Annotated in this window: 13 protein-coding genes; 4 read left to right on the plus strand and 9 right to left on the minus strand. The window is 67.4% G+C overall.

What is annotated here, in order from left to right:
• Positions 1-234: 234 nt before the first annotated feature.
• The 3 genes from bfr to L0966_RS02485 all read right to left on the minus strand — a co-directional run bounded on the left by bfr (position 235) and on the right by L0966_RS02485 (position 3,775).
• On the minus strand, positions 235-714 hold the full coding sequence (gene bfr / locus L0966_RS02475; protein WP_234050260.1) for a bacterioferritin: 480 nt from the start codon (positions 712-714) through the stop codon (positions 235-237).
• Between the two features lie 137 nt (positions 715-851).
• Positions 852-1,121 (minus strand): bacterioferritin-associated ferredoxin, encoded by a 270-nt coding sequence (locus L0966_RS02480; RefSeq protein ID WP_234050261.1) that lies wholly within the window; start codon positions 1,119-1,121, stop codon positions 852-854.
• A 173-nt stretch (positions 1,122-1,294) separates the two neighbouring features.
• Positions 1,295-3,775, minus strand: coding sequence for a PAS domain-containing protein (locus L0966_RS02485; protein ID WP_234050262.1), 2,481 nt, complete (start codon positions 3,773-3,775; stop codon positions 1,295-1,297).
• Positions 3,776-3,973: 198 nt separating this feature from the next.
• Between L0966_RS02485 and L0966_RS02490 the strand changes: the two genes are divergently transcribed.
• Entirely contained in the window at positions 3,974-4,513 is a 540-nt protein-coding gene (locus tag L0966_RS02490; RefSeq protein WP_234050263.1) for a phasin family protein, read from the plus strand.
• Positions 4,514-4,749: 236 nt separating this feature from the next.
• Positions 4,750-5,220, plus strand: coding sequence for a phasin (locus L0966_RS02495; protein WP_234050264.1), 471 nt, complete (start codon positions 4,750-4,752; stop codon positions 5,218-5,220).
• A gap of 113 nt (positions 5,221-5,333) precedes the next feature.
• On the opposite strand, the gene L0966_RS02500 is transcribed toward L0966_RS02495, so the two are convergent.
• Entirely contained in the window at positions 5,334-6,506 is a 1,173-nt protein-coding gene (locus L0966_RS02500; protein ID WP_234050265.1) for a VWA domain-containing protein, read from the minus strand.
• 64 nt (positions 6,507-6,570) lie between these two features.
• Positions 6,571-7,332, minus strand: coding sequence for a metallophosphoesterase family protein (locus tag L0966_RS02505; protein WP_234050266.1), 762 nt, complete (start codon positions 7,330-7,332; stop codon positions 6,571-6,573).
• 169 nt (positions 7,333-7,501) lie between these two features.
• Between L0966_RS02505 and cbiB the strand changes: the two genes are divergently transcribed.
• Positions 7,502-8,467, plus strand: coding sequence for an adenosylcobinamide-phosphate synthase CbiB (gene cbiB, locus L0966_RS02510; protein ID WP_234050267.1), 966 nt, complete (start codon positions 7,502-7,504; stop codon positions 8,465-8,467).
• A 69-nt stretch (positions 8,468-8,536) separates the two neighbouring features.
• Here the strand turns inward: cbiB and cobU are convergent, their stop codons facing one another.
• Positions 8,537-9,049, minus strand: a complete 513-nt coding sequence (gene cobU / locus L0966_RS02515) for a bifunctional adenosylcobinamide kinase/adenosylcobinamide-phosphate guanylyltransferase (RefSeq protein ID WP_370640600.1) — start codon at positions 9,047-9,049, stop codon at positions 8,537-8,539.
• 331 nt (positions 9,050-9,380) lie between these two features.
• On the opposite strand from cobU, the gene argE reads away from it, so the two are divergent.
• Positions 9,381-10,538 carry an acetylornithine deacetylase gene (gene argE / locus L0966_RS02520; RefSeq protein ID WP_234050269.1) on the plus strand — a complete coding sequence of 386 codons (1,158 nt, stop codon included), beginning with the start codon at positions 9,381-9,383 and terminating at the stop codon, positions 10,536-10,538.
• A 9-nt stretch (positions 10,539-10,547) separates the two neighbouring features.
• Here the strand turns inward: argE and L0966_RS02525 are convergent, their stop codons facing one another.
• From L0966_RS02525 to rfaD, 3 genes are read right to left on the minus strand one after another with little or no spacing between them, the layout of a single operon-like run.
• Positions 10,548-10,766 carry a 4-oxalocrotonate tautomerase family protein gene (locus L0966_RS02525; RefSeq protein ID WP_234050270.1) on the minus strand — a complete coding sequence of 73 codons (219 nt, stop codon included), beginning with the start codon at positions 10,764-10,766 and terminating at the stop codon, positions 10,548-10,550.
• A 58-nt stretch (positions 10,767-10,824) separates the two neighbouring features.
• Positions 10,825-12,261, minus strand: coding sequence for a D-glycero-beta-D-manno-heptose-7-phosphate kinase (rfaE1, locus tag L0966_RS02530; protein WP_234050271.1), 1,437 nt, complete (start codon positions 12,259-12,261; stop codon positions 10,825-10,827).
• Between the two features lie 21 nt (positions 12,262-12,282).
• A complete protein-coding gene (gene rfaD, locus L0966_RS02535) occupies positions 12,283-13,269 on the minus strand; it encodes an ADP-glyceromanno-heptose 6-epimerase (RefSeq protein ID WP_234050805.1) in 987 nt (328 codons plus the stop codon).
• Positions 13,270-13,341 lie beyond the last annotated feature (72 nt).

Consider the following 13,341-nt stretch of genomic DNA (forward strand, 5'->3'; position numbering starts at 1 on the left):
GTGCTTCGGATGGGCGCCGGGCGCCGTCCGAAGCCGCGGCGCGCAAAGCCTGCGCCGTTGCCGCGGACACCTATTGCGTCGCGGTGACCTTCCGTGGTTTCTGTGTCCCTTTCATGGCTGCGCCAGGGTGCGCGCCGGGTTGCCCTAAAGCTGTTTGGAATCAGAGTTCTGGACGCAAAAAAAGCCCGGCAGGAGCCGGGCTTTTCAAGCGAAGCGATCGAACTGCGAGACGACTCAGTCGTCCAGTTCCCCAATGTGGTGCTGCGCGTAAAGCTGCAGGCCGAGCTTGGCCACCAGATCGAGCTGGGTCTCGAGGAAGTCGATATGGCCTTCTTCGTCGGCCATGAGCTCCTCGAACAGGTCGCGGCTCGGATAGTCCTTCACCGAGTGGCAGTAGGTCGCGCCTTCCTGGTAGAGGGCCCGTGCGTCCAGCTCGGCGGCGAGGTCGGCCTCAAGGATTTCCTTCACGTCCTGGCCGATCCGCAGCGGGTCGAGCACCTGCATGTTGGGGAAGCCATCAAGGAACAGAATGCGGTCCGTGAACTTGTCAGCGTGCACCATCTCTTCAATGGATTCCGCGCGCCACTTCTTCGCCAGGGCCTTGTAGCCCCAATTGTCCAGCATGCGGTAATGGAGCCAGTATTGATTGATGGCGGTCAGCTCCGAACGCAGCCCTCGGTTGAGGAACTCGATGACCTTCGGATCGCCTTTCATGATGTGCTCCTCATGCCTGGGACGGCATTCCCATCGTTTCTTTAAATTCGTGTTAGATGAATTCTAATTTAAAATCAATACTAGGAAACCACCGTACCCGAGGCGTCCCGGGGCCGGTGGCGGTGTGTTCGCAAATGCTATTCGGCGGCGACGAGACCCGTCAATCCGGCAACAGCGCAATCCTCCGCGCACTCGCCGCAATTGTGGTTCTGCACTTGATCCATCAAGGCGCGGATGGTGCGGGCACAGCGCCCGCACTGCGGTGCGCAGCCCAGGCAGCGATAGACCTCGCTCGGGGTGCGCATGCCCTGCGATGCCGAAACGGCATCGATAACCTGACGGTCTGAAACGACGTTGCACGAACAAACGATCATGGTATTGCCCAGATCAAAGCGATTGGAAGACATCCATAAAAACTGCTTCTGATTATCAATTTACGCAGAAGATCGCGGGCACCGTCAATAGCGCAATGGCGCGGAGCGGCGATTCAGAAATGCTCTAAGTTGAAATGGGCTCGCCGCACCGCACTCCTGCACCGCACAATGGCGCGGGAGGTCGGGCGCGGGAGGTAAAATGTGCGTCAGCGCGGAAGGCTGAGCTGGGTGGTCATCCCCATTTCGAGGCCGCGGCGCAGCTCGAAGGTGGCGCCCAGGGCCTCCGCCTCGGCCGCAAGGCGAGCGCGGCGCATGGGACGGCCGGCGCGGCTGAAGCGGTCGGTGTCCGTCGCGGCTGACAAGGGGGCCAGGGCCGCCGCGTCGGCGACTTCGTCGACCGGCGGGCCGGCATCGCTGACCTGCAGGATGACGGGTGCGCCCTCGGTCAGCTCGTCACACAGAAGCGAGACGACAATGGCGGTGCGCACCGGCGCGCCGTCGAGGGCGTCCTCGACCATGAGGCGGACCAGCCGGGACAGGCGCGCGGGGTGAGTGATGACCGTCGGCACCTGGTCGATATCCGTGCGCACGGTGACATGGCGCCGGCGGGCGAAGGGCAGCACATAGGCCACCGCCGCAGTCACGATCGGGGCGACCTCGGTGGGCTCGGGCGAGGCGATGGCCTCGGGTTCCGCCAGGGCGCCCAGGTCATCCAGGCACTTTCGCACCCGCTCCAGCGCGTCACGAACCCCGTCCGGGAGGTCGCTCTCGTCATCGGGCGCATAGTCCGCCAGCGTGGCGAGGGAGGGGCTGAGGCTATCGGCCAGCCGCCGCGCCACCCGGTGAAGGCTCGGATCGGCGATGCTGGCGGAGGAGGGCGCCTCCAGCTCGTCGGCGGTGCCGAGCAATTCCTGCTGCAGTTCCAGCACCGACTCGGGCACCGGCTCCTCTGCGGTGGGCTCGGGCTCCAAGGCGGCCGGTGGCTCCGGCTCTGCGGCAGGGGCGTTGCCCGAGGGTGTGTCCGGCTGCGGCTCGGGGCCGAGCACGAGGCAGAATTGCCCGGTGTCATCACCCACCGGGGCAAGGCCCGCGAGCGCGTGAAAATCCTCGCCCTCGAAGGGGTGCACATGCAGCACGCGGGGCCGGCTCCGCTCCTGCGATGTGCTGGCGCGATCGAGCCAGCCAATGGCCTCGCCACGCGCCTCGGGCGCAATCACAAGGGTGATGGGCTGGCCGGCGAGCTCCACGGCGGAGAAGCCAAGGCGCGTTTCCGCGGCATTATTGGCAAACATAATGTGGTGGCTGGAGTCGATCAGAAGGACCGGCCACGGCACCAGATCGAGCGCGGCCCGGCGCGGGCTCGCTTCTTCGTCGAGGGTCGCAGCGGCGGGCTCCGCCTCACGGCGGCGCAGCAGATGCAACTGTGCTTCGGGCCCATAGAACGTGGCCGGCACTTCGGAGGCGTGGACCGGCAGGTGCTCCCCCGAGGGGGTAAGGATGAGCCCCTCGCCGGCTTCCTCTTCCTGCAGCACGCCGGGAAGGCCGCCGGCCGCCTCGATCGCCGTCAGGTCCGTCCAGCCCGACCATTGCAAAAAGGTGCGGTTCGCATGCACCAGGCGGCTGCGATCTTCCAGAAGGGTGGCGATGGGCAGTGCATCGAGGATGTCCGCGCCGGCCGGATGCTGGTTCGATAAAGGCGCGGGCTCGGCCGGGAGTGGGGACTCGTCCGGGTGTTCGGCAGGTATGTCGGCGCGTAGGGCTGCTTCCAACGTGCGGCCGATCTCGTCGAAATAATTGCTCTCGCGCGGCGTCAACCCGCTGAAGGGAACCACATTGGACCAGGGCCGCTCGCTTGGGCGTTCCTGCGGCTTCGCGGCCACGGGCATGCGCACGTCGGCATCCGGCGTCACCTCGAAGGCGGCGGGCGTGGTCTCGGGGCCGGTGGTCCAGCGGCGCATCACGCCGAAGCCACGGGTGGCGAGGCGTCGGCGCGCGGCATCGAGCAGGGGCACGCCCCCCAGCTCCAGCTCCAGGATAACGGCGCCGGGCACGGTGACATGGACGCCCGAGAAGCTTGCCCCACGCGCCAGGGCATCAGCCATGGCCTGTCCCGAGACGATTCGGCCGTCATGTTCCAGCTCGGGGAAAGTCGCGCCGATCCAGGCTTCCGCCTGGGCCCCAAGGGCGGAGGCGAGGGACGCGGAGAGACCGCGCAGCCGATTCTCCGCATCGGTCTCGAAGGTGAAGCGCACGGAGGGTTCCTGCGGCTCCAGGGTCGTATTGGGCGCGGGCGGCTGCGGGGCCAGCGGAGCGGTGTCGGGCCGCGTCTCCACCGCCAAAGCGGGCTCATCGGCGAAGGCAGCGGGATCTGCGAACATCACCACCGGGGCGCCGGACACATCGAGCACGATGGCGCGGAACAGGCGCGGGGTGAGGCTGCGCGGCAGCCGCAGGCGCACCAGGGCGGCGGGGCGGCCGCGCCCTTCGGCGGCCGCTTGGGCCGCCTCGGCGATCTTCGGGGGAAGGTGATGGCCGACGGCGATGCCGAGCCGCACGCAGGCCGCCGTAACACCCAGCACCGCGGAAGTGGACACATCCACGACGAAGGAGGGCAGGTCCTCCCGGCGGAGGGGCGCGAGGCGAGGTTCCGTCAGGTCGAGCGCGCGGGCCTTCGTCTCCGTCATCATGTCCCGTCCGCTGTGGCCGCCGCCGTCGGGCGGTCTCGTGAATGCTGTTTCCGCTGAAATATGGCGCCAAACGGTTAACATGACGCAATCGCGGACATTTTGCCCGCATTTTCATATTGGCGAAGACAAGGCGCGCCATATTACAATCCTCTCGGCACGGCCCAGAGCGCCGTCCCCAATGCCCGAGGAGCAAGCGCCATGACGAAATTCGGTCCGAATCTGGAATTGCCGGCTGAAGTGCGTGCCGTCGCGGAAAAGAATGTCGCCCAGGCCCGCGAGGCATTCGAGACGCTCTTCAAAAGCACGCGCGATGCGGTTGGCGACAGCGAAGGCGGGCTTGAGGAAGTGCGCTCCGGTGCCAAGGACCTGCGCCAGAAGGCGATCGGCCTGATGGAAGCCAATATGGAGGCGGGTTTCGACTTCCTGCAGAAGCTCGTTACGGCCAAGACACCCCAGGAGATGCTCAGCCTTCAGGCCGAATTCCTCTCCAGCCAGGTGGAAAAGGTGGCCGAGCAGGCCAAGACGCTCGGGGCGGACGCCAAGTCGCTCGGCGAGACCGCGGCACGCTCCTTCGACGAGCGGGCTCGGGTGCTGGCGGATCGGGTGCGGGAGCTTTCCGCCGCTGCCGCCAAGAGCGCCCAGAGCGCCGCCGAGGATCTGAAGACCATGGGTGAGAGCGTGATGAACGAAGCCAAGGCCAAGGCTGGCCAGGCCTTCAATCCCACCCAGAAGGGCTGAGGCGCTTACCGCAGTTTTTGTTTTTATTGTGCGGCGCAAGATTGCTTTTGCGCCGCACCTCACCTTCGGCTATATCTAAAGCTGTCGAGGCAAGGCTCCGAACATCTCTATTTCGTGGCCGGTTTTCCGTTTTCCGAGGCTCCTTCCGTTGCGCGGGGGAGGAGTTCTGGAGATCGGCGCCGGTTGGAGACTTGCTTTCCTGTGCGAAATGACCCCGCGCGCGGCCCGAGGATGAAATGAGCGATTCCTTCATCAAGGCGTATCAGGACCAGATCGAAGCTGCAAAGAAGGCCTTCTCGGCCAATGGCGTGCCGCCCGTCGAGGTGCCGCCGGCCGTCCGCGAGATCGCCGAGAAGGGCCTCGCCACGCTGCGCGAGAACTATGAGAAGCTGAAGGCTTCGGCCGAGCAGGTGAACTCGACCCTCGAGACCACCTATACGACCGCCAGCAAGGGCATTGCCGAGTACAATGCCAAGGTGCTGGAGGCCATGCAGTCGAACGTGAACTCCACCTTCGACTACTTCAATTCGCTGCTGCAGACCAAGAGCATGGCCGACGCCGTGGAGCTGTCCACCAGCCACGCGCGCAAGCAGTTCGAGACGGTCAGCGGCCAGGCCAAGGAGCTCACCTCCCTGGCGCAGAAGGTGGCGGCGGAATCTTCCGAGCCCATCAAGAGCTCGCTTGAGAAGAACACGCCGGCCGCCTGAGGGCCTCGGCCTGGTCAATCGAAGCGTTTTCGCACGGAACATGGGGCGCCCTTCAGGGGCGCCCTTTTTCGTGGCGGCGTCGTAGCCGAGCCCTCCTCCGCCGAGCCCCTCTCTCAGGTCAGCTCGCGCATGGCGGCGTCGATGCCCTCGACGGTGAGTGGGAACATGCGGTTTTCCATGATGTGGGCGACAAGCCGGATGGAATCCGTGTAGCCCCAGTGGCTTTCCTGAACGGGATTGAGCCAAACGGCGTTGGGGTAGGTGGCCAGCAGCCGATCCAGCCACACCTTCCCCGGCTCGGCGTTGTTATGCTCCACCGAGCCGTTCGCATACATGATCTCATAGGGGCCCATGGACGCGTCGCCCACGAAGATCAGCTTGTAGTCGCTGCCGTACGTGTGCAGCACGTCGTGGAGCGCGATGCGCTCGCTGGACCGGCGGGCATTGGAGCGCCACACGCTTTCATAGACGCAATTGTGGAAATAGAAGTGCTCCAGATACTTGAACTCTGAGCGTGCCGCCGAGAACAGCTCCTCGCATTGGCCGATGTGCCAGTCCATGGAGCCGCCGACATCCAGGAACAGCAGCACTTTTACCGCATTGCGCCGCTCCGGGCGGAGCTTTACGTCGAGATAGCCGGCGCGGGCGGTCTCGCGGATGGTGCCTTCCAGATCGAGCTCTTCCGGCGCGCCCACGCGCGCGAACTTGCGCAGGCGGCGCAGGGCCACCTTGATGTTGCGCGTGCCCAGCTCCACCCCGTCGTCGAGGTCGCGAAACTCGCGCTTGTCCCACACCTTCACGGCGCGGAAGTTGCGGTTGCCGTCCTGGCCGATCCGGATGCCTTCGGGATTGTAGCCGTAGGCGCCGAAGGGGGAGGTGCCGCCGGTGCCGATCCACTTGTTGCCGCCCTGGTGTCGCTCCTTCTGCTCCTTCAGGCGCTCGGCCAGGGTCTCCAAGAGCTTGTCGAGCCCGCCCAGGGCCTCGATCTGCTTCTTTTCTTCCTCGGTGAGGTGCTTTTCGGTGAGCTTGCGCAGCCAGTCCTCGGGAATGGAGTGGCCCTGCTCCCCCAGCGCGGCTTCCAGCCCCTTGAAGCACTGGCCGAACACCTGATCGAACTTGTCGAGATGCCGCTCATCCTTCACCAGGCTGGCGCGGGCGAGGTAGTAGAAGGTTTCCACCTGGCGCCCGGCAAGGTCCCGATCCATCGCTTCCATGAGCGTCAGGTATTCGCGCACCGAAACGGGCACGCCTGCGGTCTTCAGGGCCTCGAAGAATGCAATGAACATGGCGCACGGCTCCTTCCCGCCGTAGTGAAGCACGATGGGGCAGGGGCCGCCACCGGCCGGGTCCTCAGGTGGAGAGGATGCCGCGGCTGGCTCCGTCGAGGACGAGGCACGTCAGGCGGCCGGAGAAGACCGCGCCGGTATCGATGCCGATGCGGTTGGCACGCATGTCGGGCTCGTTCACCGGGGTGTGGCCGTGGACCACCATGTGGCTGAACGCCTCCCGGTGGTCGAGGAAGTCGTGGCGGATCCACAGGCAGTCGCGGCGCTTCTGGTCCTCGATGGCGATGCCCGGCCGCAGGCCCGCATGGACAAAGACGTAATCGCCACTGACGAAGGTGGTGCCCAGCTTCTTCAGGAAGGTGACGTGGCTCTCGGGCATGGCCCGGCGCCAGCTTTGCCAAAGGTCGTGTTCCTCCAGCTCGTCCGCCGGAGTGGTGATGGGCGGCAGGTAGGAGAGTGCCGCCGGCCGGCCGCCGACCGAGGTCCAATGCAAAAAGGCGTCGAACGAGCGGTACGCCTCCAGCATCATGTCCTCGTGGTTGCCGGAAAGGCAGATGGCGCCGCGCTCCTGCTGGCGCTGCATCAGGTTCTCGATCACCCCCGCCGTGGCGGGGCCGCGGTCCACATAGTCGCCGAGATAGACCTCGGTATGGGCCATGTGCGGGTGGCACGCCTGATCGGCCTCCATCTTCCGCTGCAGCTCCTGCAACAGATCGATCTTGCCGTGAATGTCCCCCACCGCGTAGACCCGCACGCCGTCCGCCACATAAGGAGGCCGCTCCGCATCCAAAGTGGTTCTGTGCGCCGCTGCCTGCACAATGGCCATGGGTGATTCGTCTCCGGTCGATGCGTGTGCGCTGCAGCACCAGTGTACGAGGTGAGTCGCTCGGGCTGTAGTGCGAAAATGAAGGTGGGCGCTGCCGGCTCATAATTTGCCGCGAGTGGTGTTTTGGTAAGGCATCGTCCTGGCGCGAAGGGATAGGGGACCATTGGGGATGGCGTTCGACCTTACGGCGGTGGCCATGATTTTCGAGGCGCTGCTGGGCTATCCCGATGCGCTGGTGCGCCGGATCGGCCATCCCGTGATGTGGATCGGCCGGTTGATCGCCACCCTCGACCGGCATTGGAACCGGCCGGAGCTGTCCGATGGGCGTCGCAGGTTGCTGGGCGTGCTGACCGTTTGCCTGCTGGTCCTCGCCGCCGCCCTTCCCGCTGCGGGGCTGGAAGCCGGTCTGCGCGTTCTCCCTTTCGGCTGCGTTCTCGCAGGGCTGCTGGGCAGCACGCTGGTGGCGCAGCGCTCGCTCCATTGGCATGTGGCGCGCGTAGCGGATGCGCTGGAAAGCGGCGGGCTGGAGGCGGGGCGCGAGGCGGTGAGCCATATTGTGGGCCGCGATCCCCAGCGGCTCGACGAAGCGGGCGTGGCCCGCGCCGCCATCGAGAGCCTTGCCGAGAATTTCTCGGACGGCATCGTGGCGCCCGTGCTGTGGATGGCCGTTGGCGGCCTGGCCGGTGGCGCCGCCTACAAGGCGCTGAACACAGCCGACAGCATGATCGGCCACCTGACCCCCCGCCACGCCGCCTTCGGCTGGGCGGCGGCGCGGTCGGACGATTATGTGAACCTGCCCGCATCGCGGCTGGCGTGCGGCCTCATCATCGCGGCAGCGGCGCTGCTGCCGGGGGCGGCGGCGGGCGAAGCCTATCGCGCCATGCGGCGGGATGCGCCCCGCCACCGCTCTCCCAACGCCGGCTGGTCCGAGGCGGCCATGGCGGGCGCGCTGGGCGTAAAGCTGAACGGCCCCAAGGTGTATGGCGGCGTGTTCACGGAGGACGCCTATATGGGCGACGGCCGCCGCGAGGTGACTGCGGCGGACATCCGCCGCGCCCTCCGGCTCTATCGGGTGGCGGATGGGCTGCTGATCGCGCTGGTGAGCAGCCTTGCCTTGCTGACGGCCCTGGCTTGATGGGCCTTTGGTGAAGCCAGCGCGGCGGTTGAGCGAACGCTGGCGGCGGGTGACGGCGGAGGGATGGTCTCAGCCGCCTTTCACCACCATGGGCAGGCCCGCCACCATGAACAGCACCTGATCCGCCTTGCGCGCGAGGCGCTGGTTGAGCCGCCCGGCGGCATCGCGGAAGCGCCGCGCCAGTGCATTGTCGGGCACGATCCCAAGCCCCACCTCATTGGCTACGCACACCGTCAGCCCCCGGCGGCGCGTGAGGGCGTCCTCGAGCCCCGCCGCTTCAGCGTCCAGATCGTGGTCGGCCAGCAGATGGTTGGTGAGCCACAGGGTCAGGCAGTCCACCAGGGCCGGCTGCCCGGGCGGCAGGGCATCCAGCGTTCGGGCGAGGGCGAGCGGCGTGTCGTGGGTCTGCCAGCCGTCACCACGCTGGGCGCGGTGCAGGGCGATGCGCTCGGCCATTTCCTTGTCCAGCGCCTCGGCGGTCGCCAGATAGGCCCAGGGGCCAGCCTCGGCGGTCACGAGCCGCTCGGCCTCCCCGCTCTTGCCGGACCGCGCGCCGCCGAGAACCAGGACGAGCCGGCTCACGCCGCGTCTCCCCAAAGGAGCGATTGTCCTTGGAGCGATTGTCCTTGGAGCGCCCGGCCTTCCGCCGCCCCACCCTGGGCATTGCTGCTCACCATCGCTTTTGATTCCCACCCTGCCATGCGGATGCCGGCGGCCCGCGCGGCCGGCGAAGTTGGGCGTTCTAGAGCATTTCCCGTTTCCACGGAAACGTGGGAACGCGCCTCGCGCATTCTGCGGACGCCCTTTTCAGCGCAGGCCCCAGGGGGCGCGGGCATTGGCGAATTTAGTGCACCGCGGAAGTCATGATCCGGCGCTATAGTCGCGGCTCGATCACCACGGAGTGACCAGCACAATGGCGGCCGAGCTCACGTTGGAGTGGCTTTCGCGTCTCGTCGGCTTCGACACCACCAGCCGGAATTCCAACCTTGCCTTGGTGGAGGCGGTCGAGGCCTTCTTCCGGGCCCAGGGTGTCGCCTTCGAGCGGGTGGAGGATGAGGCCGAGGGCAAGGCCGCGCTCATCGCCACCGTCGGCCCGCGCGATGTGCCGGGCATCGTGCTTTCCGGCCACACGGACGTGGTGCCGGTGGATGGACAGAACTGGACCAGCGATCCCTTCACCCTCTCCGCGCGCGACGGCCGCCTGTATGGGCGCGGGACCTGCGACATGAAGGGCTTCCTGGCGGTCTGCCTGGGGCTGGTGCCGGAAATGCGCGGGCGGGAGCTGAAGAAGCCCATCCATCTCGCACTGTCTTATGACGAGGAAGTGGGCTGCCTGGGCGTGCGGCCCATGCTGGCGCACATGGTTGCGCGGGGCTACCGGCCGGAAGGCTGCATCGTGGGTGAGCCGACGATGATGCAGGTGGTGATTGGCCACAAGGCCAAGCGGTCGCTGCGCACCATCGTCACCGGCTGCGGCGGCCACTCCTCCCGCGCGCCGGAGCTGGTGAACGCGGTGGAAGCCGCCGCCCTCATCGCCGCGCGGGTGGTGGCGCTGGGCGAGCGTCTCTCCAGCGAGGGCCGGCGCGATCCGCTCTACGACATCCCCACCTCCACTGCCCATGTGGGCACGCTGCACGGCGGCACCGCGCTCAACATCGTGCCCGACCACGCCGCCATGACCTGGGAGGTTCGCGCTCTGCCGGAAGAGGATATCGACGCCCTCGTGGCCGAAGTGGTCGATTATGCGCGCAATGAACTGGAACCGGCCATGAAGGCGCGGATGCCGGAGGCGGGCATCGAGTTCATCACCACCGCTGCTTTTCCCGGCCTGTCGGCCGATCCCGGCGCCCCCATCGCGACGCTGGCGAAGCGCTGGGCGGGGCGCAACGACCACGCCAAGGTGGCCTATGGCACCGAGGCCGGCCTGTTCGTGGAGATCGCCGACATCCCCACCGTGGTGTGCGGGCCCGGCTCCATCGTTCAGGCCCACCAGCCGGACGAATATGTGGACCTTTCGCAGATCGAGGCGTGCGAAAGCTTCGTGCGCAAGGTCATCGATTATTGCGCGTGAGCGCGCGGCTCACACTTCGAATGGGCCATCGCCGTCGCGCCGGGCCCTGTCGGCGTGGAGCTCGCCGCCGGTGGCGACGTTCTCCAGCTCATATTCCTCGATGAGGATGCGCACGCGCTCGGCGGGCAGGGCCAGCGTGCTGGCAACGGCATCTGTGACTGCCGCAGCCAAGGCGCGCTTGTCCTCCAACGTCGGGCCGCGGGTGATGCGGATGGTGACCACGGGCATCACAAACCCCCTTCTTGCGGGCACTGGTGGCGGCTGCGCGCCTCAGGTGCGTGCCTCCTCAGGTGCGTGCCTTGGCCACCAGGGCCGAGGTGGAGCGCCCCGCCACCAGCGGCACCAGCGCCACGCGCCCGCCCCAGCTTTTGACGAGATCGCCGCCCACCACCTGGTCCTCGCGGTAATCCGCCCCCTTCACCACCACGTCCGGCTTCAGCAGGGCGATGGTTTCGTAGGGCGTATCCTCGTCGAACAGCACCACCAGGTCCACGCAGCGCAACGCGCCCATCACGCGCGCGCGGGCGGCCTCGTCCTGCACCGGGCGGCTCTCGCCCTTCAGCCGGCGCACCGAGGCATCGGTATTGAGGGCCACCACCAGCCGGTCCCCCTCCCGCGCCGCAGCTTCCAGCAGCGCGATGTGGCCGGGATGAAGCAGGTCGAAGCAGCCATTGGTGAACACCACGCGGGCGCCCGTCGCACGCCAGCCGGCGATGATGCCGGCCGCCTGCTCGCGGCTCACAAGGGCGCCATCCTCGGTGCCTTCGTGCATGGCCTCCTGCAGCGCGGCGGCGAGCTCCGCGCGCGTCACGACGGCGGTCCCCACCTTGCCGACGGCGACGGCGGCGGCTGCATTGGCGAAGTGCACGGAGGTTTCGAGGCTGTGACCCGAGGCCAGCGACACCGCCAGCGCCGCCAGCGCCGTGTCACCCGCGCCGGAGACGTCGAACACCTCTCGGGCCTTGGTGGGCACGTGCAGCACTCGCCCCTCGCGCCGCCACAGGGTCATGCCCTTCTCGGCGCGCGTCACCAGCACGTCGCCGCCGAACTGGGCGGCGGCGGCGGCGGCCGCGGCGGCGGCCTCCTCGTCGGTGGTGTCAGGAATGCCGGTCGCGGCCGCCAGCTCCAGCCGGTTGGGCGTGACGAGGCTGGCCCCCTGATAGGCCTCGAAGGTGCGCCGCTTGGGATCGACGATCACCGGAATGCCCTCGGCCCGCGCCGCGGCGATGGTGGCCGAGATCACCCGGTCGCTCAGCACGCCCTTGGCGTAATCCGAGAGGACGACCACCCGGCTGCCTTTCACCGCCTCACGGGCGGCGGCCACCAGCGCGTCCTGGGCCTCCTCGGGCGGCGTGCCCTGGGGCTCGGCGTCGATGCGCACGATCTGCTGGCGCCCGCTCATCACGCGCGTCTTGGTGATGGTTGGCCGCTCGGGCATCGCCACGAGGCGGGAGAGGTCGATGCCGGAATAGGGCGCGAGTGCGTCCGCCAGGGCCGCGGCCTGGGCATCCGCCCCCACCAGGCCCACCAGCGTGACCGCCGCGCCGAGCGCGGCCGCGTTGGCGGCGACATTGGCCGCGCCACCGGGCACGATGCGCTCGGCCCCATGCAACAGCACCGGCACCGGGGCTTCCGGCGAGATGCGGGAGACGGAGCCGACGATATAGCGATCCACCATCACATCCCCGACGACGGTGATGCGCGGCGCGCCTTGATCAACCATGATGCACACTCACCGGGTTCTTCACGCGACGCCCTCGTCGCGACCCCTCAAATACTCGTTCACGTAGGAATCCACGCCGCTTTCGAGCGAGAGGAAGGGGCGCTTGTAGCCGGCGGCGCGCAGCTTGGTCACGTCCGCCTCGGTGAAATACTGGTAGGCGCGCTGAAGGCTCTCCGGCATGTCCACATAGGTGACGCGCGGCTCCTGCCCAAGGGCGGTGAACACCGCGCGCGCAAGATCCGCGAACGAGCGTGCCTTGCCCGTGCCGACGTTGAAGATGCCGGAGACATCAGGGTTTTCCAGCAGCCAGCGCACCACTTCCACGCAGTCCGACACGTGGATAAAATCGCGCAGCTGCCCGCCATCCGCGAATTCGGGATTGTGGGACTTGAAGAGCGTCACGCTCTCCCCGCGCAGGGCGGCGGGATAGATCTTGTGCACGACGGAGCGCATGTCGCCCTTGTGCGCCTCGCCCGGCCCATACACGTTGAAGAAGCGCAGGCCGGCGAATTGGGGCGGGCGCGGCCCGTCCGCCTCCACATCCGCCATCACCCGACGGTCCACGAACAGCTTGGACCAGCCATAGGGATTCAGGGGCGAGAGCAGCGACAGGCCCTGGGTGGATTCGTCGTCCGTGAAGCCCATGGCTCCGTCGCCATAGGTGGCGGCCGAGGACGCATAGATGAAGCCCAGCCCCTTGCGGGTGCACAGGTCCCACAGATCGAGGCTCGCGCGGATGTTGCGGGTCACGATCTTGTCCGCGTCGCGCTCGGTGGTGGCGGAAACCGCGCCCATGTGCACCACGGCGGCCAGGCGTCCGCCCTCCCGCTCCACGAAGGCGTTCACCGTCTCGGGGCGGATCACGTCATGGAGCGCGATGTCGGAGATGTTGCGCCACTTGGGCCCGTCCTCCAGCCAATCGGCCACCACCACGCGGTAGCCGTCATCTGCGGCCGCGCGGGCGATGTTGGAGCCGATGAAGCCGGCCCCCCCGGTGACGAGGAGAATGTCGCGGCTCAGGGCTGCTCGGCGCGTCATGGAGTTTGGTGCCTCTCAGCGGTCAGACAATTGGCCTTCCTG

It is taken from the genome of Xanthobacter sp. NM-59 (assembly GCF_021401125.1).
Lineage (GTDB): Bacteria > Pseudomonadota > Alphaproteobacteria > Rhizobiales > Xanthobacteraceae > Xanthobacter.